Origin of the sequence: Rothia sp. HMSC065C03 (assembly GCF_001837295.1) — a bacterium.
Taxonomy (GTDB): Bacteria; Actinomycetota; Actinomycetes; order Actinomycetales; family Micrococcaceae; genus Rothia.
Map to the genome: position 1 here is coordinate 204,865 of NZ_KV831978.1, position 22,410 is coordinate 227,274.

The window sequence follows — 22,410 nt, forward strand, 5'->3', positions numbered from 1 at the left end:
GGGTTTGCTGATGCCCCGGAAGAGCGCCCGAGGAGGGGAGGGGCGCCGCGGCTTACCCGCGGATGCGGCGCGCCACCCTCGCCAGCAGACCCGGCTGGGCGGGATGCGCCTCGGCGGGTGCTTCAGAATAAGCCTCAACGGTGACGGGGCGCGTCTGTTCTGCACCGTGCGCCCCGTGAATACCGTGCGCGCTGTACCCGCCACCGATTGTGCGGGCGCGCTCGAGCTGCCGGCGGTGCTCGGCATCCCAGGAATGCGCCCGGTCAGACATCGCCCACTCGAACCCCGCGGTGAGGGAGGTTTCGGTGAAGAGCTCGCGGGCGGCACGGACGGTCGCACCCAGCGGCTCGGGGAGCGCCGGAACCTGCTCCACGGCGGGGAAGGGCGCGGGTGCCTCTACTTCGTCCAGCTTTTCTGCGCCAGATGCAAGAATCTGCGCCAGCAGGTAGGCACGTTCGGCTCGCAGAACCTCCAGCAGCTCGGTGCGGCGCGCATCCGATGTCACCGCCGCGTGTCGCAGGGCGGCGGCAACCATCAGCTCGGGAACACCACCGGCGAGCATGCCCAACGGCAGGGTGAACTCGCCCAGCCCGTACAGGCTCAGGGCGCCGCCCACGCGCATCTGCGTGAAGGCATCCGGCACGAGGGCAAGCACGGGAATACCCGCCGCGGCGGAGAACACCGCCGGGTGGTAGCGGCTGGTCAGAGTAAACGCCGCCGCACGGTGCACGGCGATGCTCTGGTCGGCGTGCAGAATCGGTAGCAGGGTCGCCGGGGTGGAGGGACTGAGCTGCTCGGCGATGCGATGGTGCGCCTGAATATCGCCGCTGGTCGGGTCCTGCGGGTCGCCAAAATGGCTCAGGAACACGGGGGCGTAGCCGTGCTCGCGCCACATACCATTGAGTAGACGCGCAATCTGCTGTGCCTGCTGTTCGGTGCACTCGTTGACGGTCACGCAGACGTAGTGTTCCGGCAGCTTGTTAAGCATCTGACCTGCGGAAATACCCTCTGCATAGCGCAGGGTGCGTGCCGGGGAGTCCACCAGGTAGTCGGTGGCGTCGTCCACGCTCAGGCGCGCATCAATACCCCGCTCACGGCACCAGGCAAGGGAAGAATGTTCGCGCACCGTCACCGAACGGGCGGTGCGCAGCATACGCTCCAGAACCTGCGCGTCCTCGGGGCTGAGCACCGGGCCCAGGGACTGACCGGTCACGTACACGGGCACGCCCGCATGCTCGGCGGCACGCACTGCGGCGGCGCGTTCGTAGAGCAGCCAGCCGTAGCGGGAATTGAGGTTGCCGCCGCCGGAGACCACGACCGCGTCCATGGCAGCGATAGCGTCCGCGAATTCCACCATGCGCTCAACGGTCTGCGCCAGCGGATGCAACACCTCCGGCAGCGCCTGCACCTGCGGCAGAGCTACCAGCTCAGAGGTGGAGGGGCGCTCTCGGTCGGCGTGCAGCTGCGTCAGGACGCACTCGAGCGCCGCGAGGGTCAGCTCGCGTTCAGCCGGCGCCCAGGGGAAGAGGAAAAACGGCAGGTACTCGTAGGGCGCGCCCGCCTCATGCTGTGCCGCCTCATGATTCACCGCTGCGCCAATATAGCGCGCCGAATGGCCCACATCGCGGGTCATGAGGGTGACCGCCGCGCCGCCTTCGGAAAGCGCTGCCGCGCTCGCGATGGTCATGGCTTCGTCGCCCACGTGGTAGGTGTGCTGGCCGATATCGCCGATAACGAGCACGCGCGGTGCTTCATTAAAGTGCGGTGCTTCAGTAACGGGCAGTGCTGTAGAAGAATGATTGTTCTCTGCCACGGCTATGCGTCCTTCTCACCGGTAGAACCAGTCTCAGTACCGCGACGAGCCTGAGAACGCTGATTGAGGGAACGCTGCGCGAAGGAACGCAGTGCACGGCCCGGTGCGCGCAGGTGCTTCAGAACCCGCAGGCGCTCCTCGATGGACTGCTGGCGGGACTCAATAGCCTGCTGACGAGCCTCAATACGCTCCAGGCGGCTCTCAATAGAGCGCAGAATATCCAGGGATTCGCGGGTCAGATCGTGCCCATCAATCACGCGGCGCTCCAGGTCAGCCGCCAGATGCGCCTGGTACAGGTAAGCGCCCGGTCGGGCACCCGCCTGCAGGTCCTCGCGGATAGCGCGGGCACGGACCATCGAATCGAAGCGGGCGTGATCAGCCTGACGCTTCACGCTATTCGCCTCGGAGCCCTCCGCGTCGGGGCGCAGCGACCAGTATGCCAGCGGCTCATCCACCAGCAGAATATCTGCAACAGAGGCGGCACGCATGTTGAACTCCCAGTCGCCGACCACCGGCAGGGACTCGTCGTAGAAACCGACCAGCTCGTGCAGGCTGCGGCGGTAGAGAATACCGATCGGCACGGCACGGTTCGTGCGGAACAGGAACTGCAAACCTACGCCGGGCAGGCCGTCGTGGAAAATACGCTCCTCGTACACCTCGAACTCGCCATCGGCGTTCTCACGCTCGTACCGCTCCACAATGCGGGTGGTACACATGAGCGCGCCGCTCTCTTCCAGCGCGGCGACGGTGCGTTCCAGGAATTCGGGTGCCCACAGGTCGTCGTCATCGTGAATCGCCACGTATTTGGAGGTGGTCGCCGCCAAACCGGCGTTGGAAGCCGCCTCCATGTTGCCGCCGGCGGTGGTCAGCAGCTGCACGCGGCCGGAACCCTGCGCATCAGAGCCCTGCAAGCCCAGCGGGGATGCCTCAATAACGGTGCGGGTTGCCTGCTCGTCGCCACCGTCGTTGATCACGCAGACCGTGTAGTCGGTGAAGGTCTGCTGCGCAATATTCTCCAGGGCGCGGCTCAAGAAGCGGGGGCGGTCCTTCGTGCGGACCAGAATAGCTACGGTGGGAGAAGACATAACCACAATCAGTCGAGGGTGAGTGGGCGCGTGCCAGCCCAAGAACTCAACCCATTATGAAGGTGTGCACTGTTCAGACTCAACCCGCCGCCCGGCTATCCCGCGGCAGTGGACACGGTGGGGCATGCAGCGTCCCCAAAATCTAGTGGATGGACTGTAGCGCCACCATTGCGAGCACTCCGAGCACAAAGCACGCCGGAATGGTCACCAGCCACACCAGAAGAATCTGCAGAACAATCCTGGACTTCAGCGCGTTAAAGCGCTGGTTCACGCCCGCGCCAAGCGCCGATGCGGTAGCGAGGTGCGAGGAGGAGAACGGCACCTGCAGCAGGAAGTAGCCGAGCACCTGAACCACGGCGGTGGTGCCCTGGGCGACCGCGCCGCGGAAGGGATCCAGACGCACCATCTTGTAGGCGAAGGTGTAGCCGATGCGGCGGCCACCGGTCAGCGTGCCCGCACCCAGGCTGAGGGCAATGATGAGGGCGCCCAGCAGCATCCCGCCCCTGGTGAGGGACTGGAGTAGCGCCGGGTCCATGATGCGCTCACTCAGCAGTGCCCACAGCAGCAGGTACAGGTAGCCGGTCTGCAGGCCGTGCAGCAGAGAAATTGCGGAGGCAGACACCGCCAGCACCTCGCGGGCGTGCTGATTCACCAGGCGCGGGTTATGCCCCACCACGAGCCGGTAGAACGGCACCACCATCAGCCAGGACAGCAGAAAAATGAGCGGCGGCAGGTAGAAGAGCGGCAGCAGGGTCGCCCCAAAAATATGCGGCAGGAAGGCGAGCGAACCGAAGGCTTCAGCACCGTCCTCGAGTTTCGTCTGGGTCCACCAGCTCACGCCGGCAAGGGCGCCCACCAGCGCGTGGGTTGAGGAGGACGGCAACCGCAGGAACCAGGTGAGCACACCCCAAATAGCGCAGACGAGTAGCGCTGCAACAATGCCGTTCAGACCGGTGATACCCTCCGGGGCACTCACCCACGAGGCGGAATACTCCCCGAGTAGCAGGAACGCACCGACCACGCCGAGCACGTTGAAGAGCGCGGCAAGGTACAGGGCGGAGCGCTCGCCGAGGGCGCGGGTACGCACCGGAACAGCGACGGCGTTTGAGGCGTCGTGTACACCGGTGACGTAGACCGCGGCAATGAAGGCGCAGCAGGCGAGAAGACCCAGGAGCATTAGGATTCCTGAACGATGATGCGGCCGATTTCGGCGGACACATCACGCATAGCGTTGGAGGCGGCGGTCAGCTGAGCCAGGAAGGTGGCGTAGCGGCGGTACCGTTCGGGGGTGTAGCGTTCGGCAATGTACGCGTCGTATTCTTCGGCGGTGCGCAGCGCCTGGCGGGAGATGCGCAGCATGTCCATCCAGTAGTTGTCGAGGCCGCGAATATCGGCAAGTTTGGGGATGACGGCGGCGGTCAGCACCGCCTGACGCTGAATAATGTCCAGGATTGAGGTGATGTGCGTAGCGAAGCCGTCGATGCTGTGCAGGGACAGCACGTGCGCGGCGCTGGTGAGTTTCTCAACGGCGTTGGTGAGCTTGCGTGCCAGCGTGTACAGGTCTTCACGCGGGATCGGCGGGGAGAAGGAGCTTCGCACCTCGGTGAGGGTGCGGAACAGCAGGTTGGTGGAGTCCGCCTCGTGGGTGAGCATGCGTTCGAAGAGTTCGGGGTACTCCGCGACGGGGGAGCCGACCATTTCGGAGAGCAACGCGGCGGCCTCACCGACCTGCGCTGAAATTTCAGCGAGGGAGGCGAGGGATTCGTTTGCGTGGGGGAAAAGTCGGTGCAGCATAGTTCCCAGTCTAACCAGTATTGGGTGGTGCGGGTGCGCATAGCCCGCGCGTATCTCATGAGCGCTCGAGCTTCAGACACAACTGCGTCGGGCTGACGGCGGCTTCTAGACGGGGTTTTAAGCAAAAAACGGTGGGGGTCGATTTCTCGACCCCCACCGGAACGTTTAGGGATGTCGGGTTGGGAGCGCCTCTCGGCGGAAGGCCGCTCGAAGCGGCTAAAGATTTGGAGCCCGGGGCTACCTATTAGCAACCCGACATCTTGTAATTATTATCCACCCGCACCCGGCGCAGAGTCAATTAGAAACAGGCTTTTCACGCCTTTGCGACCCAATGTGGAACCTGTGCCAATTCGCGGCACGAACCCGCATTTTTAGGCGCCCAAACGTTGCAGAAGACTAGAATGCTTCGAGGTTGGTCTGCGATTTTTCCTGCGCAGAATCACTCTCCGAACCCCCGTTAGCCTGCTGACTAGCCTCAGCGGCGCGCAGCTGGGCGGCGACCGCCTCCAAATCGTGCGCAATCTGCTCCATCTGCTGAGCCTGACGCGGCAGACGAGCACGACGCTCCACCGCCTCACGCTTCACCTCGTGGCTGCCCGGAACCGCACCATCCTGCCCGGCAGAGCGCGCATAATCGGTGCGAATACCCAACGCCACCACGTGCGCAAACGCCGCGCAACGTTCCATCGCAATGTCCATATCGCCGGTGTACAGGCCTGCCAGAATCTCATCAATCGTGCGGACCACCTCGTCGGCACTCGGCGGGTCGGGAACACCCGCCACCACGTGCGAACGGTAATCCTCCGCCATGCCCAGCTCAAAAGCGCGGCTCACCCCGCGCGGCGAACGGTGCACCGTATCCCGCAGCCAGTACATGCGCCACAGCGCACCCGGCAGGGAGTGGGCGCTCGCGTGGGACCAGAGTTCGGCGAGCATCTCGATACCGTAGTCGTCGGTGAAGCTGACGAGCCGCTCGGTCATCTGCTCGTCGGTGCCGCGTCCGCGCATCAGCAGGATGCGTGCGGAGGCGTGCGCCGCCTCTTCGCGTGCGGCGGGGTCCATGCCGCCTTCGTGGCGTTCAAACTTTTCGGCGGAGTAGAGGACGGGGCGGTGGTGGGTGCGGTGTCGTGCGCGCCCGGAGGCGCCGGTTGATGCTGCGGGTGTAGACATAGGATTTCCCAGTGTACCGTTCATTGGCTGGGAGCCGGTAGTGTATAGTATTTCTATCTGCACACTTTCAATTTTGTGTGGATAGGAGCGCCTTTAGCTCAGTCGGTAGAGCTACGGACTTTTAATCCGCAGGTCGTGGGTTCGAGCCCCACAGGGCGCACTAGCCGACCCGTCGCCTCCCGCTTTGCGGGGGTCGGCGGGTTTTTGCGTCTTCACCCTAGTGTGCGGGGTTTTACCCCGTGTTGATTCCGTGTGGTGGGGCGTGTTCTGCCGGGTTGGCCTGGCAGTTTTTGATTTGTGTACGTTGACCCGAAAAGATGAGGAAACCCGTGAGCGTCACCATTAAGAACCCCGAAGAGATCACGATTCTTGCCACTGGCGGCACGATCGATAAGTTCTATTCGGTGGCGGGCACCATGGATATTGGTGAGCCTGCCGCTAAGGACCTGCTGGACCGCGTCATCACTGACGTGCGCTTCGATATTCGTCCGCTGATTGGCAAGGACAGCCTGGACATGACCGATGAGGATCGTGCCGAGCTGACCGAGGCTCTGAACGCTGTTACCAACGACCAGGTACTCATCACCCACGGCACCGACACCATGCCGGAGACCGCCCGCTACCTGCTGGAGCACGCCGACCTGGGCAATAAGGTCGTGGTGCTGACCGGTGCGATGCAGCCCGCCGTGATGGCTCGTTCGGATGCCGGTTTCAACCTGGGTGCCGCTATTGCCGCCCTGAACCTGCTGGAGCCGGGTGTGTACATCAGCATGAGCGGTCGTATTTTCCCTGCTGAGAGCGTGCGTAAGGACCGTTCGCGCGGCATTTTTGAGGGCTAAGATGGCTGATTCCGCTCGTATGCGGCGGGGTGAACCGGTTTCTGCCGCTGAGCTTGCGCCGGTTGAGGGCTCCTCGGATCTTGTGCCGCAGGAGCATATGTCGCAGGCGCAGCTTATGCAGCTGCAGGCTATGGATGAGCTGGAGCAGCAGGCTGATGAGTTCTGGAATGTCACCAGTGATTACCCGCTACCGGCTAAAAACCTGTACCTGGTGCGTGTGCTGCTGCTGGTCGTACCCTCGCTGATTACTGTTTATTACTTCATTCGCGTCACGCTTTTCCCGATTGGTGCGGTGCCGCTGGTCTATCTGGTGATGCATATGTGGGTTGCCATGATTTACCGGGCGAACCGTTCGGTGAAGTTGGTGTTGCTGGCGAATGCGGCGTCCGGGGTCGCGGCGGCGATTATGACGGCGTTCTTTGCCTATGCGCTTGTGACGGTGCAGGGCCCGCAGACGCTGCTGGACCGTGTGGGCGTGTTCTATACGGTGGGCTTGCTGACGGTCATGGCGTCGTTCGCGTTGGAGGTTCTGTTCTCGCTGTTCTATAGCTTGGCGGTTCGCAGGAGCCTGCGCCGTAGCAAGCGGAAGAAGGCGGAGGAAGAGCACCAGAATGCAGAAGAGCAGAAGGTAGCAGAGCCGAATGCGGAGGTTTCGCAGGTGGCGGAGCAGGGCTAACCTGCGCCTCAACAGGGGCAAGTAATGATGCTGGGCGGCGTTGCCTGCGACGCCCAGCTACTGCTCAGATTCCCCTAAAGTACGCGTGATACGGTAGAGACAGAAACACGACCCGCACCTGCCAGGAGGCCACTCATGGGCGCTACACACCTGAATACAGATGCCGCTTCATCCGAGGAACGCCCGGATGAGGATACCGGTATGCAGACTCGCTTTCAGGCGCCTATTCGTCACGTGACTCCTGCTACGCCGGAGGTGTCTGTCCCGCTGAACGCACCCCCGGTGGTGACTGGTTCGCATCCGGTTATTTCGGCGACTTCTACCGTCATCATTCAGGATGGTACGAACCCGCCGATTGTGGTGCGTACGCACCCGACGGGTCCGCTGCCGCCGTTCCCGGGGCAGGGTCAGGTTCCCGCTTTTCTGCGCACTTACACCGCTGAAGAGGTGAAGGAACGCCAGCAGATGCTCAAGAAGAACCTGCTGGTCCGCGCGGTTATTCTGTGTATTTTGAGCCTGGTTGAGGGTCTCATTATTTCTCAGTACACGCAGCCGTTGGCGATTTGCTTTGGTTTTGTGGCGGCGCTTTACCTGGTGGTTCAGATGTGGCCACTGATGCGCCCTCCGCGTGATTCGGCGGACGCCTCCGTGTATAGCGTCTGGGCTATCTGCTCCCTGATTGGGTATGTTGCGGTGGGGCTGGTGCTTTCACCCATCACGTTCCTGCTGTTGATGCTTGACTGGGCTGGGGTTTCGATGGGGCTTGACCCCATGCTGGTGCTCGTCCTTTTGGGCCTGGTCTGGTTGAGCGAGGTCGGCTTATCGTTGCTGACCATTTACCGCTTCAATAACTTGCGGATTGCGATGGCGAATCAGGCAGATTCGCCGTCGTTACCTGACAGTATTTCCGCGACGGTTGACCCGTCCATTTCTGCCTAAAGTTTTTTGAGGCGGCGCGGTAGATGAATGCCGCGCCGCCACCCACACACCACACACTCGCTCATACATCTTCCGCACACTATCAGCCGACATCCGAAAGATTCCGCTATGTCCGCCGTCGAGTCCTCTCCGCCATCCACTCCGAACACCACGCATCCTACGAAGCCTGCCACTCCGACTCTCGTGTCGGTGGCGGGTTGGGTTCTGCTCGCTATTGCCGTGGGTTGGCTGGTGCTGATCGGGTACACGGGTGTCACGTATGCGACGACGCAGCTGTCGCATTTTTCGACTTGGCGCGCCCAGTCGCTGGTGGAGGCGCAGGCGTACTACCCGGTGATGTTCTTGCTGGTCAGCGCGTTCGGTAATGTTACTCTGCACGGCTTCTGCACTGTGGCGTACCTGCGCGGTTACCGGTGGGCGGCGCTGGTGCTGTCGGTGGCGTTGGCGTTGGGTGTGTTGGCGTCCCTGCTGATTATGCTGGCGGTTGCGGCTCTTCTGGGTACGTTGAATGGTGCGCCGAGCCAGGATGTTGAGCTGCTGCTCAGTAGCGCTTCACCGCTGTACACGCCCGTGTATATTGCTGCGCCGTACATGCTGGTGTGCGTGGTGGCGTTGGCGTTGGTGTGGTCTCGTCAGTCGCGTTCTTACATGGAGGCGCGCCGTGATTGGCGTCTGCGCCGTAGCGAGGACTACCTGATTTAGCCTTGCAGATTCTGGTCGTATAGATTCTAGCCGCGGGTTTCGGGCCTGCGGCTCACCGATAACATTATTCACCAACCACTATTCACCAACCACTGTTAGGATGACCCGTGCACCCTACTTCCGAACCTGCACACGAGTCCGTACCGCAGACGAGCCCCGGCGTTGCCAAGCGTACCTACGATGAGAGGGCGGCGTTTGAAGAGGCAAAAAGGAACCTCGGCATAGTTGGCGATAAGGAGCAACAATTCGACCGGGGAATGGCGATTCTCGGTAAAGCGTATTCCATTGCGATGATGCTCATTCTGGTGTACTTCCTCTTGGACGCGTACCAGATTCTCGTAACTGCGGGTCGTAGTTTGAACATCGGCTCGTTCATTGGCTATGCCGTGCCGAAGATTCTGCCTGACGCCGTCTTTGTGGTGCCGTTCCTCTGGATTGTTCTGGATTGGGTCAAGGACGGGTACATTAATCCGCGCCGCTTGATAATGCTGTACCTTCTGCTGTGCTCCTTGAGCGGTGTTCTTGCCTTTGCCGGTGTTTTTGGCCTGGCGCAGGTGCTTTTCCCTGCATTCACTGCTTTGGATCCGGTGTCGCATCCTGCCGCTGCTTCGTCTATGGTGTCGCAGGCTCTGGTCGCGGTCATTACGGCGGGTAGCGCTGTTCTCCTGTTTCTGCTGACTCGCCCGGCTGTGGGCGCGGTTCCGAGCTTTGCGGTGATTCGGAAACAGATGAGGGCTATCGAGGAAAGCACCTCGGGTGCTGAGGATGAAGAAGAGCTGACTCGTGAGGATGTTCTTCGTCAGCTTGAGAAGGAAGAAGGCCCGGTCAAGGACTCTACCGAGCAGCTGTTGCGTGAGCTTTCTGCCGATTATGCGCTCTCGAATGATCCGGCGGAGAAGAACCGCCTGCTGGATGAGATACAGCAGGTTCAGCGCGCCCAGAAGGCGGGTGTGAAGCCTAACTTCGGTGGCGCCTCCGCTGGTGAGTCGGGTAAGCCCCACGAGCAAGCACACGGGGCGAGAAGGCTACTGCTGGCTCTACCGCGCCTGCCGCGCCTCAGGTGGTGCTCCCGCCGCGCCCGAAGGCGTTACGCGGCGTCATGTGGCTCGCTACAGCGATTATTATTCTGTCCGCAATCCAACGTATCTATGTATCTATCCATAACGAGGTGCCAGATCGCGTTATGGAAAATATGCCGGGCATCATCATTTCAGGCATATTCGCTACCTTCATCTTCTCTCTCATACCCATTTTTGTCCTCCGCCGATTGTGGAAGGGCCGTAGAGGGGCGTACTTCCTCACCCTCTTCGGTAGCGCTTTTGCAGTTTTTGTTGGGGCGCTGAGTTTGCAATCTTTCATCTCGGCTGATTATTTCTCCAGGCTGGCGGATGAATCGTTAACGTCACGGCCCAGAGACTACGTAGTTTCCATTGTGGTGAGTGACATTATGGGAGCTTTTCTCACGGCTTTCTATCTGGTGATTGTTGTGTTGCTCCTGAGCCGTTCCACCAGGATGTACGTGGCTACTGCGCGGTTGGCGCGTCTGAATGCACGCGAACAGGTGAACGCCGGTGACGGTTGGATTGTTGTGCATCAGGACGCAGAAACGCGTGCTCACCTAGAAGAAGAGCAGACGCGTTGGGAAGAGAAGGAAGCTAACCGACGGGCTGAAGAAGCGGCCGCGCAGCAGTACAAGACGACCCGCCGCACGGATGCACGGAGGAACTCCCGCAGCGAACAGCGCGGCTATAAGGATACTTCCGTGTATACCGAGGAAGGCTACCGCCTCAACTAGGGCATGATGCCCCTCCTCATGGGGAAACTCTCTTCTGCACCCGCCCTGCGCTATAGCGTGCGGGGCTGGGCGCGAAGAGCAGAAAGGAACAATGATGTCAGAACGCACCCCAAAGCAACCGTTGAATGACCCGGAGTACACGGTTCCCGAGTACAGCGTGCTGTTGCCCTCCGACGAGGCTGAAAATAGCACGGTGGAGAGTAGTGCGGCAGAGGACAACGCGCTCGGCGCCAGCACCCCCGAGCAAGCCACTACCGGCTATCGGGAGGCGACCGCCGACTACACCGCGCCTGTCGCCTCCGAGCAGGTAATTCCGAAGCGCCCGCAGGCTATGCGCAGCGTCATGTGGTGCGCTGCCGCCATTATCGTGCTGGGACCCCTGAGTAACTTTCTGCCGATTCTAAGCTGGTCGTATATCGATTTTGAGATGGTGGTGAGTGTTCTCTTCTCTGCCTTGGTGGTTACCCTCATCATCTCCGCCATCCCGATTTTTGTTCTCTGGAAGATCTGGGATGGCCGCGAGTGGGCGCGCATTCTTACCATCATCTACTGCGCTCTCGCGGCTGCTAGCGGTGTGCTTATTCTTGCGGATAATTTCTCGGGGTTAAGCTCTAGAGCGGCTGCGGCGTCCAGCCTGGTGCGTATCGCGAGCGGCGTTCTTACTCTCGTTCTTTACCTCCTGATGATTGTGCTGCTGACTCGTGCTCCTATTAGGATGTACACACAAATCGTTAGCGGGGCACGTGCGCTAGAACGCCAGCAGATGATGTCTGAGACGAGACAGGCTGCCGGTCAGGTCCCGGCGGAACTTCGAGAGCTTTTCGCTGATGATGAGGACGGCGAACGCACCTCATCAGGGGAGAACACCCCTCGACCCCCGCACCGTAGCGCGGGATGGGGAACATAGAAAGGAACAATGATGTCAGAATATGGATCTCCGGGGCTAGCCCCGCACTATCAGCAGAACCAGCCGTATCAGCCGCATTCTAACGGCCGCCCCGCTGCTCTGATATGGGTAACGGTGCTTACCGTGCTAGTTATTCTGATTGGGGCAACCCAGTCTACTGTGAGTGCTTTGGAATCGAACCACACCTCCATGAATTCAGAGGCGCTGGTGCAAGTAACGATCCCTGCGCTGGTCAAAATTATCCTGATGGATGCGGTGACCCTCATTGCCCTGTTGTTCCTCTGGCTGAGGCGTAATTGGGCGCGTATCGTCAGTATTATTTTGAGTGTTCTCGGTGCGCTGGGCGGTCTTTTTTCTATTTTTGGTTCCGTCATACTCTTCAACTCTGTTGATGTGCAGGCGCTGAGCGGCGCCGAGCTGGCGCACTTCATTTTTGTCCTTGTGTTGGTGAATCTACCTACCGTCTGCCATGCGGTGATAGCGGTATTGCTGTTCACTCCAGGTATGCGCCGATACACGTACGCGGCTGGCTCATACTAAAGGCCTGTTGGCGTGAGAAGGCTGTGATAGAGCCCGATGCGTGAGCATCAAACAGAGCTTGCTGTGGGTGGCAAATTTCTGCGCCTCTTCCGTCGGACTTCTAAAGGCGAAAAGGTGGGGATGCCAAACGGTATCCCCACCCTTTCGCGTTAAATATCGAAATCTTCTAGCTGGTAAAACCCTTTGAGTTACCTAAAAGGTTCGAGGCTTCGTATAAAAACTCTACAAGGCTCGAAGAGCTTACCCTATACTGAAAAAGTATTATTCTCTCAGCTAACTACATCAAATAACTCTTTTAGGTACGTTTAGGACAAATCTACCTATACGAGCACAACAATCACCGACTGACGCACCACAGTGCGAGCATACGAGAGAAAGAACAATGATGTTTAACAATACTTCCGGTGCCTCCGCGGGCACACTGGCACCTCAACCTAATACCGCAGGATCGAACTTTCCGGCACCGAACTTCGCGGCACCCGCCGCAGTGGCGCCTCAGCTTCCGGTTCCTGTAGGTGCCCGCCCCGTGCATGGTGTGCCGGGTACTCAGCGCGCTATTACTCTTCCGTCGCGCCCCATTGCCATCTGGACGGTAAGTATTTGCGTGATGTTGCTCCTGCTTACATACCCCCTGCAGCCTCTTGTGGGTCTAGAGTTTATGTTTGCGTATGTACTGGCAGGCGCAACCATGGGGCTTACGATGATTCTCCCTATTGTGCTTGGAGTAGTCTCTGCCTGGTACCTCAATGAGGGTTATGAGTGGGCGCGAGTGGTGATTATTATCGAGGGCGCACTGCGTATGCTTCTGGATATTTTGGTTGTAGCTGGCTCTTCCCGATTCTTCCTGAGCAATGACTATAATTCGCAAGCGTTCAGGTTTATGTTTTTTGGTCCGTTTATGACCCTTGAGGGTATGTATGTGAAGCTCGCTTTTGATTTCATCAGCCGCATCGTGATTATTGTTCTTCTCTGCCAGCCGCAGGTGGGGCGGTACATCCATATGCGTGGAGACCTGCGACGCATGGGCGCACGCTAAACATAACCAACCGGGGTACAGCCCCGCCCGCCTCTTGAGGCAGGTTTCGCATGAGCCTGCCAGGTTTGAACAATCTCTTGAACAATCACCGACTCACACATCAGTGTGGGGCACATACAAGAAAGAAAAACGATGTTAAACAATGCCCCCAACTCGTCGACTGTTGACCCGGCACCTCAGCCTAACGCCGCAGCACCGAACTTTCCGGTTCCGGGCACACCCGCTCCTTCATACAGCATGCCGGGCTCCTACGGAGTCGTTTACGTCCCTTCGCAGCCTGTCGCCCTGCGTGCGGCGATGGGTTGCGCAATCGCTGTGATGGTATTGGGCGCCCTATCATCCCTGTACGTGATGGCCTGGCGTGGTGTGGAATTCGCTGGTCTTTCATGGATTGGCTTTACCGCTATCGGCGGGCTCGTCATCTGGCAGCTCTGGCAAGGAGCCCGTTGGGCGCACATACTGGTCATCGTTGACTGTGCGCTATACCTTGTCCTTAACCTATTGGGCTTGCTGTTGCTTCCTCTTTTGAGTCAGATTGGTGTACCCGTCCTAGAAGTGATTGGGCTAGCAGGCGCATACCACTATGGAGATCCTAATGTCTTCTTTGTGCTGGCTCTAGGCAGGACCGCACTTGATGTTGTCTTGCATATTGCCATCATTATTCTTCTGGCTCAACCGCAGGTATTGCAGTACTTCAAAGCTCACGAGGACCTTCGAAGCATGTGCGTAAAGTAACCTCGCGGAGGTGTAGCTGGCTTCCGGGGCATCACCTCCACCGGGTTTGAGAGAACGCAAAAAGGTGGGGATACCAGACGGTATCCCCACCTTTTCTCATCCCCGGCTCAGGAGCCGAGAAGGACTCACGTATTACTCAGCAGATTCCTGCTTCGCCTTCGAACGGCCACGCAGGTACTCGATAATAACCGGTACCACAGAAACCGCCACAATAATCACAGCAATGTACTCAATGTTGTTGTGCACGAACGGGATACCGCCCAGCAGCACACCCGCCAGACCAATCAAACCAATCCACGCAACCGCACCAACGATATTCCACAGGTGGAACTTCTTACGGTCGTACGAAGAAATACCAGCCGCAAGAGACACAAAAGTACGAACAATCGGCACGAAACGACCCAGAACCAGAGCCAAACTACCGCGCTTCTGGAAGAACTCCTCAGTAGTGTGCAGGTTCTTGGTGCTCAGAATCTTCGCGTCATCCTTGAAGATCTTACGGCCGTAACGGGCACCAATCTGGTAGCCAACCTCAGCGCCAGCAATGGCAACCAGCACCAGGACCGGGAATGCAACCCACAGGGACAGGCCCATCTGCTCATGCAGCATACCCAGAGCAAAAATCAGGGAGTCACCCGGAAGAACCGGGAAAAGAACACCGGACTCAATAAATACGATAATTGCCGAAACAACCAGAACCCAGGGGCCGGTATCGAGCAGGAACTGCTCAAGGTCGAGGCCCAAGAGCGCAACCGGAAGATGCGCCAAAGCGGTGGCAAGAAAAGTCATGAAAAATCCTGAACTGTGAGTGGACCGCACGCACGGATCGGCGGCGGAGTAACACCAGCATAGAAAGCGTACCTATGGTGAACATTGTGCAAAACTATGCGGAGGCTGTGTATTACTGGCACAATTCTACCGGCATTTACGCCGGACGCACGGGTGAGCGAGGCGTAAATCTCCCCACCATCTCGGCTAAACAGCCGGAGGTGACGCGACGCTCGCACGCCTCCCCAAGAAATGACCATCCGCAGAGCCGGAGGATACGGGGTGTGACATGATGGAAAGAGAGCACGGCGCGTCGCGGCGTAGCGATTGCCCCAACCACCCACCGTTGGAGAGAACCATGAACCCCGAACAGCCAGCTTCCAGCCCCGCCGATCTCCTGCACACGGATCCCCTGCATGCTGAAGCCCGTGAAGTGTTGCGCCGCCTCACCGGCGTCGCTAATGCCGAGTTCCACGACGGCCAGTACGAGGCGATTCGCGCCCTCGTAGCCGACCGCGCCCGCACCCTCGTCGTGCAGCGTACCGGCTGGGGCAAGTCCGCGGTCTACTTCATTTCTTCCCTGCTGTTGCGTGCCCGCGGTATGGGCCCGGCTCTTATTGTCTCCCCGCTGCTTTCCCTCATGCGTGATCAGGTCGAGGCGGCATCCCGCGCGGGAGTGCGCGCCGCCATGGTGAACTCCGCGAACGTCACCGAATGGGATGAAATCCGCACCCGCCTCGAAGCTAACGAGCTCGACGTACTCCTGGTGGGCCCCGAACGCCTCAATAACGCGGCGTTCCGCGAGCAGTGGCTACCGTACCTGCTGTCGCGCCTGGGCCTGCTCGTCATTGATGAGGCGCACTGTATTTCTGACTGGGGCCATGACTTCCGCCCCGACTACCGCCGTATTGGTTCGCTCATTAGATCTCTGCCGGTGGGCGTGCCGGTGTTGGCGACTACCGCAACCGCGAATGACCGCGTTAGCCGCGATATCGCCGAACAGCTCAGCACTGATACCACCGCACCTGTACATGTGTTGCGCGGTCCGCTGTCCCGCGAGTCCTTGCGCCTGGGTGTTCTGACCCTGCCTGATGAGGCGCAACGCATCGGTTGGCTGCTCACGCACCTGAACAGCCTGCCCGGTTCGGGCATTATCTACATGTTGACTGTCTCCGCGGCAGAAGATACCGCAAACGCTCTGCGTGCCAGCGGCTACGAGGTGCTTGCCTACACCGGCAAAACTGACCCGGATGAGCGGCTGGTTGCAGAGCAGGCGCTCAAGGAAAACCGGGTGAAGGCTCTTGTGGCGACGAGCGCCCTCGGTATGGGTTTTGATAAGCCTGATTTGGGTTTTGTCGTGCACCTGGGCGCGCCGTCGTCTGCGGTGAGCTACTACCAGCAGATTGGCCGCGCCGGACGAGGTGCCGTCAACGCTGATGTTCTGCTCCTGCCCGGTCGTGAAGACCGCGCCATTTGGGAGTATTTTGCGACCGCCTCCATGCCCAATGAGGAGCAGGCGCTGGCGGTGCTGGATGCCCTCGCCCACTCCCCGGAGGGGTTGAGCGTTACCGCGTTGGAGGCGCGCGTTCAGTTGCGCCGCTCCACCCTGGAGCTTCTGCTGAAGGTGCTAGATGTTGAGGGTGCCGCCGTGAAGGAAGGCAACTATTGGCGTCGAACCTCTTCGCCGTGGCAGTACGATAGTGCCCGTTACGCGGCGGTGGCGCAGGCGCGTGTGGTGGAGCAGAACGCCATGCTCGAGTATGAACGCACTAGTCAGTGCCGTATGCTTTTCCTAGCCCAGCAGCTTGATGATGATTCCGCGACTGCTTGCGGTCGTTGCGATGTGTGTGCGGGCCCCTGGTACCCGGTTGAAGTTCCCGCTGAGGCGCAGCAGGCGGCGCAGAGCAGCTTCAATACGGTGGGCGTGCCCCTGCAACCACGCCGCATGTGGCCGAGCGGGCTGGATCAGCTGATGGGTGCGGATGCGCCGCGCGGTCGTTTGTCTAAGGACGAGCAGGCTGAATCCGGTTACGCTTTGGCACGTCTGAGCGACATGGGGTACGGTACACGTCTGCGTGAGCTTCTGGCGACGAATGAGCTGGGTGAGCCGGTTGATTCTGAGGTCCCTGCCGAGCTGGGTCGCGCTTGTGTGAAGGTGCTTGCCGCTTGGGAGTGGTCTGAGGCAGGTCGTCCGGTGGCGGTGTTGACTTTGCCTTCGCCGGTGCGTCCTCGTTTGGCTCAGTCCCTGGGTAGGGGATTGGCGTCGGTGGGTCGTCTGGTGGATTTGGGCCGGGTGTCTCTGGTGGGGGAGCCGCGTTTCTTTGGCGGTAATAGCGCATTCCGCTGTGCGGATGTGCTGCGCTCGTACCGGGTGCCTGCAGAAGTTCTGGACTATGTGCGTGAGCATCGGTGCCCTGTTCTGTTGGTTTCTGATGTCGTGGATTCGCGGTGGGCGTTCACGGCTGTGGCGCGTGAGCTACGGCTGGCGGGGCTTCTGCGGTGTATCCTTTCTCTTTGGCTGCCACCCACTAGTTGCGCCCATTAGTGTTTATTTATTCCCCTGACGAGGTTGTATGTCATATTCGGAATATTCAAAATTGACGGTCACAGACGGTTCTTCCGCTGTGCTCAGCGATATTCCCGCTCGCCCCGAACACGGCGAGTGGATGGTCCGCGCCCTCGCCGAGGGTGCCGCCGCGGGTGAGCGTGGCGAGATCCCTATCGGTGCTGTGGTGGTGGATGAGCAGGGCGTCATTATTGGTTCGGCGGGTAATACCCGCGAGCGGGAGCATGACCCCAGCGCCCATGCGGAGGTGAACGCGATTCGTCAGGCGGCGGCGCATCGTGGTCAGTGGCGCCTGGACGGGTGCACGCTCGTGGTGACGGTTGAGCCGTGCCTGATGTGCGCCGGCACGATCCTGGCGTCGCGCGTTTCGACGGTGGTTTTTGGAGCTTGGGAGGAGAAGACGGGGGCTGCTGGCAGTCGTTACGATGTACTGCGTGACGGCAGGGTTGCTCCGGCTCCCGAGGTGTATGCGGGTGTGTGTGCTGATGAGTGTGCGCAGCTGATGGTGGACTTCTTTAAGGAACGCCGCCCCTGACCTGCTCTAGGCCTCACCCCTAAAGATGGTTTGTATAACGCGAAAAACCACGCAGAGATTGCGTGGCTTTTCGCGTTATTTGTACGAAAAACCCCATTTATTTGAAAAATACTTCAGAAATTTCAAAAATGACCCATGTTTTTTCATGAAAAGCCCACCACATCACACATAACCGGGTCTACCATATATAGGCATTGGAGCCTCCGCCTGCCTGCGCCTGACGTTCTACACCCCGCGTGGTGCCCGCGGATGACTCCCAGAAACTCACCCGAACCATCCATTCTCTGAGGGGATCTAACCGTGTTAAGCGTTGACAATATTTGGGCGAAAGGGCGCCACACTCCGCTTTTTGACCGCACCACCTTCTCAGTGGGCGAGGGAGAAGTCATTATTGTTCAGGCGGATAGCCAGTTGGAGCGTACCTCTCTCGCGTTGGCGCTGACTGGTCGCCTTCCCCTGTCCGGCGGAACGATTAGCTGGAGCGAAGGCGATGATGAGCCTCGCCGTATTTCGATGAAGCGTCTGCGTGCTCTCAGCAGCGTGGTGGACTCTCCTGATGTGACCGCTCCCGAGCAGCATATGCGCGTGCATGATTACGTGTCGGAGATGCTCTCCTATAACCTGCCGATTTTTGGCCGTTCCCGTGCGAGCCGCTGGTTGGCCGAGCGCGGTCTTGAGGAGCTGGACGGCCTGTGGATGGATGAGATTAGCGGCGAGATGAACATTGAGCTGATGGCTGCTTTAGCGCAGCATAGCCCCTCTGACCTGCTGGTTTTCGATACTCCCTCCCGCCACCTGAACCACACGTACATGTGGCTTCCGTATCTGGAGGAGCTTGCCGCCGATGAGGACCACCCGCGCACGGTGGTGGCTGTTGTTCCGCATATTTCTGAGTCCTGGCATGGTGCGCGTGCTGTGGTCGGTCGTGCCTCTGAGGAACAAGCCCCTGGGGAAAACGTGCCGGCTCTTGTTGAGGGCGAGATTGAACCCTCCAATGATTCCCCCGAACATGGCGAAAACGCTGAGAAGGAGTAAGAATGACTGTTCTGCGTGTTGCGCTCGTTGAGCTGAAGCGCCTGACCAGCGGTGTTCTGCCGGTTCTGGTGCTGCTTGCGATGTCCTGCATTCCGCTGCTGTACGGCGCCCTGTACCTGTACGGTAACTGGGATGCTTACGGCCATGTGAATGGCATTGTGGGCGCCCTGGTGGTTGAGGATGAAGGCGCGATGGATTCTGAGGGTCAGCAGGTGAATACCGGTGCGGACGTGAAGAAGAACCTTCTAGACGCTGGCACGTTTGATTGGCGTCAGGTGCAGACTCGCACTGAGGCTGTTGAGGGTGTGGAGAACGGCACCTATGACTTTGCGATGGTGATTCCGAAGGACTTCTCCCGTAATTTGCAGAGTGCCGGTTCGTTCAAGCCTGATGCTGACGGTAAGACGGGCACTATTGATGCGCGTTCGGCGGGTATTGAGGTCATTACGAATGACGCGAACAACTATGTGCTGACGAATATTGTCACGAAGGCGGGCACTGCGGTGCGTGATTCGGTGGCTGAGAAGGTCGGTAATTCTACGGCGAATTCGCTGTTGGCTAGCTTCACGACTATTCATTCGAAGATGGGTGAGGCTGCTGATGGTGCGTCGAAGGTGAATAGCGGCACGGTGAAGCTGGCGGATGCTATCACTCAGCTGAAGGACGGCACTGCCACGGTGAATGATGGTGCCGTGAAGCTGAAGAATGGTACTTCTTCTCTGGCTGATGGTCAGTCCCAGTTGTTGGATGGTCAGAAGCAGTTGGCGGAGGGTGCCGCGAAGCTTGCTGATGGTGTGTCGACTTTGGATTCTGGCGCGGCGAAGCTGGATTCTGGTGCTGCGAAGCTTGCCGATGGTGCTTCGAGTTTGAAGGATGGTTCGTCGACTTTGGCTTCGGCTGCGGCGTCTGCTTCTGATGGTGCGTCGAAGCTGAAGGACGGCTCGGCGACTCTGGCTGAGGGTACTGCGAGCTTGAAGGATGGCTCTGCGGCGGTTGCGAAGGGTGCTAATGATTTGGCGTCGGGTATTCATCAGTTGCGTGAAGGCATGGATCAGGCTGGTATTCGTGAGTTGCCGGCTGAGCTGAACGCGATGTGCATGCGTCTGCATGAGACGGATACTTCTGCCGGTAGTGGCGATTTTGGTCGTGACTTGTCGAATACTGTGGTGTCTGCGAGTGCGCAGAAGGTGCGTGCTCGGGTGACTCCGCTGGTTGAGGCGGGTACGTTGACTCAGGAGCAGGCTGATCAGCTGGTCGCTGCTGTTGATTCTGAGGAGACGAAGAATGAGGTTGCTGAGCTGAATCAGAAGGCTCTGCAGTCGCATCTGGCTACTCGTGATGCTGCCGCTGCTGATGCTCTGTCGAAGTTGCGCGCGTTGAAGTCGAGCCATTGTGTTTCTGATGGTTCGTCGTCGACTGCGGTGAAGATTCAGACTTTGGTGACTGGCGTGGATTCGCTGGATTCCGGTGCGTCTTCGCTTGCCAAGGGCGCTTCGTCGGTGGCTGATAGTGCCGCTCGTGTGGATGCTGGCGCGTCCTCGTTGGCGTCGGGTTCGGCGAGCCTGGCTGATGGTAATTCCAAGATCGCTTCGGGTGCTTCGAGCCTTGCGAGTGGTTCTGCGACTCTGTCGGGTGGTGCTTCTGAGCTGAAGGAGGGTACTGATTCTTTGAAGAGCGGTACCGCCGAGCTGAAGGATGGTAGCGGTACTTTGGCGGAGAAGGAGCAGTCTGCGGTTGAGGGTCAGCAGAAGCTGGCTGATGGCGCGAATGAGCTGAAGGATGGTGCGTCGAAGCTTTCTGACGGTACGGCGAAGCTGTCTGATGGTTCGACTCAACTGAATGATGGTGCTTCCGAGTTGAAGGATGGTACTTCGTCGCTGGAGAGCGGCCTGGCTTCTGGTGCTAAGCAGGTTCCGAGTCTTGCGCCGACTGATCAGGCGAAGGTTGCGGATACGATGTCGAACCCTGTGACTTTGTCGCAGGAGTCGCTGGCGTCGGCTCGTAACTATGGTGAGGGCATGGGTCCGTTCTTCATGTGCTTGGCGTTGTGGATTGGCGGCTTGATGCTGGTTCAGACGTTGCGCGTGATGAATAACCGTGCGTTGGCTTCGCATGCTCCGTCGATTCGTGTGATGCTCGGTAGCTGGATGCCGTTCGGCCTGGTGGGTATTGCTCAGGCGACTCTGATGTTTGCCGCGATTAAGTTTGGTTTGGGCTTTGAGATGGCTCATCCGTGGCTGGTGTGGCTGTTCCTCTGCTATGTGGCTTTGGTCTTTACCGGTTTCATTCATGGTTTGACGGTGATTTTGGGTGCGCCGGGCAAGCTTGTTGCTTTGGTCATTCTGATTCTGCAGTTGATTACTGCGGGCGGCACGATGCCGTATGAGACTTTGCCTGAGTCGATTCGTTGGATGCATGATTTCTTCCCGATGGGCTATGCGGTGGCGGGTACGCGTCGTTTGGCGTATGGCATTAATGAGTCGAGCCTGTGGGGCATCATGCTGGTTTTGACTCTGTGGGGTCTGGCTGGTCTGGTGTTGGGTTACATTGGCACGCGTCGTGATCGTACGTGGTCCCTGAAGAAGCTGGCTCCGGAGATTACGGTGTAACAAACCCTGTTTAGTCGCACCGGGGGAAAACTGTCTAATAAAATAGAGATATATCTGCAAAAAGGGAGGGAGGACTGCTGATGTTGCAGCGCCCAGTCGCTGAAGCTTCAAGTCGTCGTCCCGGCCGTACAGGTAGAACTCAGTTGAAGTTGTTCAACGCTGCTATGGAAATCATGACCGAAAAGGGGCTTGAGTACGCCACTGTTGAAGAGGTGGCTGCCCGGGCGGGTGTTTCTAAGGGAACCGTGTATTACAACTTCGGTTCTAAGAAGACCATGGTGGATCAGCTGGTTCAGTACGGCACGCAGTTGCTGCTGAGCGATGCGCGTCGCGCGGCGTCGGTTCATTCTGATCCGCGTGAGGCGTTGCGGAGTGCTGTTCGCGCCGCGTTCCAGTATCTTGAGGACCGTCCGGGTTTTACTCGGATGTGGCTTTCGGAGGCATGGAAGGGTGCGGATGGTTGGACTGAGGCGATGAGCGATAACCGTCTGAATCTTCTGGATTTTTTGGAGGAGATGACGGAGGCTGTGGCTCGCCGCTATACGGTTGATACCGCTCAGAATCCTCGTGCGATTGCGATCTCTATGTTCGGCGCGATTTACATGTTTGCTATGGATCGTGAAGTGCATCAGGCGGAGCGCAATGCTGAGGATGCAACGCGTGCTGTCATGCTGGTTGTAGATGGGTATATCCGTCATTAGGCGGACCTGTTAGGGTCTGTAGACGTAGCCGGGACTTCGGTGTCGGGTGTCGAAAAGGGCACGGTGAAAGGGGCCGTGAAAGGGGCGACACCCGGCTGCCGTACGCGCACGATATGTAGGCTCATTCTTGCCCTCCTGTTGGGGGTGTGCTATAGTTTTCCACTG

The 22,410-nt window shown here is 59.2% G+C and carries 20 protein-coding genes, 1 tRNA gene and 1 pseudogene; 16 read left to right on the top strand and 6 right to left on the bottom strand.

Features of this window, described 5'->3' with window-relative positions; all coding sequences use genetic code 11:
• Positions 1–52 precede the first annotated feature (52 nt).
• From HMPREF2605_RS01040 to HMPREF2605_RS01060, 5 genes are all read right to left on the bottom strand, one after another.
• The gene (locus HMPREF2605_RS01040) at positions 53–1,813 is read right to left on the bottom strand and encodes a polysaccharide pyruvyl transferase family protein (RefSeq protein WP_070846689.1); all 1,761 of its coding nucleotides are present in this window, start codon (positions 1,811–1,813) and stop codon (positions 53–55) included.
• Between the two features lie 2 nt (positions 1,814–1,815).
• Positions 1,816–2,898, bottom strand: a complete 1,083-nt coding sequence (locus HMPREF2605_RS01045; RefSeq protein ID WP_070846690.1) for a glycosyltransferase family 2 protein — start codon at positions 2,896–2,898, stop codon at positions 1,816–1,818.
• Positions 2,899–3,040: 142 nt separating this feature from the next.
• On the bottom strand, positions 3,041–4,075 hold the full coding sequence (locus tag HMPREF2605_RS01050) for an inorganic phosphate transporter (protein WP_049337765.1): 1,035 nt from the start codon (positions 4,073–4,075) through the stop codon (positions 3,041–3,043).
• Positions 4,075–4,692: a hypothetical protein gene (locus HMPREF2605_RS01055; RefSeq protein ID WP_005504391.1), complete on the bottom strand. Its 618-nt coding sequence runs from the start codon at positions 4,690–4,692 to the stop codon at positions 4,075–4,077. The genes HMPREF2605_RS01050 and HMPREF2605_RS01055 overlap by 1 nt, the downstream gene beginning before the upstream one ends.
• A gap of 396 nt (positions 4,693–5,088) precedes the next feature.
• Positions 5,089–5,862: a histone acetyltransferase gene (locus tag HMPREF2605_RS01060; protein ID WP_083324833.1), complete on the bottom strand. Its 774-nt coding sequence runs from the start codon at positions 5,860–5,862 to the stop codon at positions 5,089–5,091.
• 87 nt (positions 5,863–5,949) lie between these two features.
• On the opposite strand from HMPREF2605_RS01060, the gene HMPREF2605_RS01065 reads away from it, so the two are divergent.
• The 11 genes from HMPREF2605_RS01065 (at position 5,950) to HMPREF2605_RS01110 (ending at position 14,031) form a co-directional block, all read left to right on the top strand.
• Positions 5,950–6,022 (top strand) — tRNA-Lys (locus HMPREF2605_RS01065).
• A 169-nt stretch (positions 6,023–6,191) separates the two neighbouring features.
• The gene (locus tag HMPREF2605_RS01070) at positions 6,192–6,701 is read left to right on the top strand and encodes an asparaginase domain-containing protein (protein ID WP_005504395.1); all 510 of its coding nucleotides are present in this window, start codon (positions 6,192–6,194) and stop codon (positions 6,699–6,701) included.
• 1 nt (position 6,702) lies between these two features.
• Positions 6,703–7,377: an amino acid transporter gene (locus tag HMPREF2605_RS01075; RefSeq protein ID WP_070846692.1), complete on the top strand. Its 675-nt coding sequence runs from the start codon at positions 6,703–6,705 to the stop codon at positions 7,375–7,377.
• Between the two features lie 135 nt (positions 7,378–7,512).
• Positions 7,513–8,316, top strand: a complete 804-nt coding sequence (locus tag HMPREF2605_RS01080) for an organic solvent tolerance protein OstA (protein ID WP_070846693.1) — start codon at positions 7,513–7,515, stop codon at positions 8,314–8,316.
• 108 nt (positions 8,317–8,424) lie between these two features.
• The gene (locus HMPREF2605_RS01085; protein WP_070846694.1) at positions 8,425–9,018 is read left to right on the top strand and encodes a flagellar type III secretion system protein FlhB; all 594 of its coding nucleotides are present in this window, start codon (positions 8,425–8,427) and stop codon (positions 9,016–9,018) included.
• Between the two features lie 107 nt (positions 9,019–9,125).
• Positions 9,126–10,361 (top strand): hypothetical protein, encoded by a 1,236-nt coding sequence (locus tag HMPREF2605_RS01090; RefSeq protein WP_246828145.1) that lies wholly within the window; start codon positions 9,126–9,128, stop codon positions 10,359–10,361.
• 104 nt (positions 10,362–10,465) lie between these two features.
• Complete coding sequence (locus HMPREF2605_RS09610; RefSeq protein ID WP_246828146.1) at positions 10,466–10,813, top strand: hypothetical protein; 348 nt, start codon at positions 10,466–10,468, stop codon at positions 10,811–10,813.
• A gap of 91 nt (positions 10,814–10,904) precedes the next feature.
• A complete protein-coding gene (locus tag HMPREF2605_RS01095) occupies positions 10,905–11,720 on the top strand; it encodes a multidrug ABC transporter permease (protein WP_246828147.1) in 816 nt (271 codons plus the stop codon).
• Between the two features lie 9 nt (positions 11,721–11,729).
• The gene (locus HMPREF2605_RS01100) at positions 11,730–12,260 is read left to right on the top strand and encodes a hypothetical protein (protein WP_141762258.1); all 531 of its coding nucleotides are present in this window, start codon (positions 11,730–11,732) and stop codon (positions 12,258–12,260) included.
• A gap of 382 nt (positions 12,261–12,642) precedes the next feature.
• Entirely contained in the window at positions 12,643–13,296 is a 654-nt protein-coding gene (locus HMPREF2605_RS01105; RefSeq protein WP_246828148.1) for a hypothetical protein, read from the top strand.
• Between the two features lie 132 nt (positions 13,297–13,428).
• Positions 13,429–14,031 carry a hypothetical protein gene (locus HMPREF2605_RS01110; protein WP_070615383.1) on the top strand — a complete coding sequence of 201 codons (603 nt, stop codon included), beginning with the start codon at positions 13,429–13,431 and terminating at the stop codon, positions 14,029–14,031.
• 132 nt (positions 14,032–14,163) lie between these two features.
• On the opposite strand, the gene HMPREF2605_RS01115 is transcribed toward HMPREF2605_RS01110, so the two are convergent.
• The gene (locus tag HMPREF2605_RS01115; protein ID WP_005507588.1) at positions 14,164–14,820 is read right to left on the bottom strand and encodes a DedA family protein; all 657 of its coding nucleotides are present in this window, start codon (positions 14,818–14,820) and stop codon (positions 14,164–14,166) included.
• Positions 14,821–15,157: 337 nt separating this feature from the next.
• Here HMPREF2605_RS01115 and HMPREF2605_RS01120 point away from each other — a divergent pair.
• The 5 genes and pseudogenes from HMPREF2605_RS01120 (at position 15,158) to HMPREF2605_RS01140 (ending at position 22,245) form a co-directional block, all read left to right on the top strand.
• Positions 15,158–17,331, top strand: a pseudogene (locus HMPREF2605_RS01120) (RecQ family ATP-dependent DNA helicase).
• Positions 17,332–17,372: 41 nt separating this feature from the next.
• Positions 17,373–17,900 (top strand): nucleoside deaminase, encoded by a 528-nt coding sequence (locus tag HMPREF2605_RS01125; protein ID WP_049352318.1) that lies wholly within the window; start codon positions 17,373–17,375, stop codon positions 17,898–17,900.
• 300 nt (positions 17,901–18,200) lie between these two features.
• A complete protein-coding gene (locus HMPREF2605_RS01130; RefSeq protein ID WP_070846698.1) occupies positions 18,201–18,935 on the top strand; it encodes an ABC transporter ATP-binding protein in 735 nt (244 codons plus the stop codon).
• Positions 18,936–18,937: 2 nt separating this feature from the next.
• Positions 18,938–21,544 carry a YhgE/Pip domain-containing protein gene (locus tag HMPREF2605_RS01135; protein ID WP_070846699.1) on the top strand — a complete coding sequence of 869 codons (2,607 nt, stop codon included), beginning with the start codon at positions 18,938–18,940 and terminating at the stop codon, positions 21,542–21,544.
• A gap of 80 nt (positions 21,545–21,624) precedes the next feature.
• Complete coding sequence (locus HMPREF2605_RS01140; protein ID WP_005504416.1) at positions 21,625–22,245, top strand: TetR/AcrR family transcriptional regulator; 621 nt, start codon at positions 21,625–21,627, stop codon at positions 22,243–22,245.
• The last annotated feature ends 165 nt before the right edge of the window (positions 22,246–22,410 follow it).

Bases quoted from the DNA above. Each gene is read 5' to 3' on its own strand.
- HMPREF2605_RS01045 (WP_070846690.1), bottom strand. From the start codon at position 2,898: ATGTCTTCTCCCACCGTAGCTATTCTGGTCCGCACGAAGGACCGCCCC.
- HMPREF2605_RS01050 (WP_049337765.1), bottom strand. From the start codon at position 4,075: ATGCTCCTGGGTCTTCTCGCCTGCTGCGCCTTCATTGCCGCGGTCTAC.
- HMPREF2605_RS01055 (WP_005504391.1), bottom strand. From the start codon at position 4,692: ATGCTGCACCGACTTTTCCCCCACGCAAACGAATCCCTCGCCTCCCTC.
- HMPREF2605_RS01060 (WP_083324833.1), bottom strand. From the start codon at position 5,862: ATGTCTACACCCGCAGCATCAACCGGCGCCTCCGGGCGCGCACGACAC.
- HMPREF2605_RS01075 (WP_070846692.1), top strand. From the start codon at position 6,703: ATGGCTGATTCCGCTCGTATGCGGCGGGGTGAACCGGTTTCTGCCGCT.
- HMPREF2605_RS01080 (WP_070846693.1), top strand. From the start codon at position 7,513: ATGGGCGCTACACACCTGAATACAGATGCCGCTTCATCCGAGGAACGC.
- HMPREF2605_RS01085 (WP_070846694.1), top strand. From the start codon at position 8,425: ATGTCCGCCGTCGAGTCCTCTCCGCCATCCACTCCGAACACCACGCAT.
- HMPREF2605_RS09610 (WP_246828146.1), top strand. From the start codon at position 10,466: ATGGGAGCTTTTCTCACGGCTTTCTATCTGGTGATTGTTGTGTTGCTC.
- HMPREF2605_RS01095 (WP_246828147.1), top strand. From the start codon at position 10,905: ATGATGTCAGAACGCACCCCAAAGCAACCGTTGAATGACCCGGAGTAC.
- HMPREF2605_RS01100 (WP_141762258.1), top strand. From the start codon at position 11,730: ATGATGTCAGAATATGGATCTCCGGGGCTAGCCCCGCACTATCAGCAG.
- HMPREF2605_RS01105 (WP_246828148.1), top strand. From the start codon at position 12,643: ATGATGTTTAACAATACTTCCGGTGCCTCCGCGGGCACACTGGCACCT.
- HMPREF2605_RS01110 (WP_070615383.1), top strand. From the start codon at position 13,429: ATGTTAAACAATGCCCCCAACTCGTCGACTGTTGACCCGGCACCTCAG.
- HMPREF2605_RS01115 (WP_005507588.1), bottom strand. From the start codon at position 14,820: ATGACTTTTCTTGCCACCGCTTTGGCGCATCTTCCGGTTGCGCTCTTG.
- HMPREF2605_RS01125 (WP_049352318.1), top strand. From the start codon at position 17,373: ATGTCATATTCGGAATATTCAAAATTGACGGTCACAGACGGTTCTTCC.
- HMPREF2605_RS01135 (WP_070846699.1), top strand. From the start codon at position 18,938: ATGACTGTTCTGCGTGTTGCGCTCGTTGAGCTGAAGCGCCTGACCAGC.
- HMPREF2605_RS01140 (WP_005504416.1), top strand. From the start codon at position 21,625: ATGTTGCAGCGCCCAGTCGCTGAAGCTTCAAGTCGTCGTCCCGGCCGT.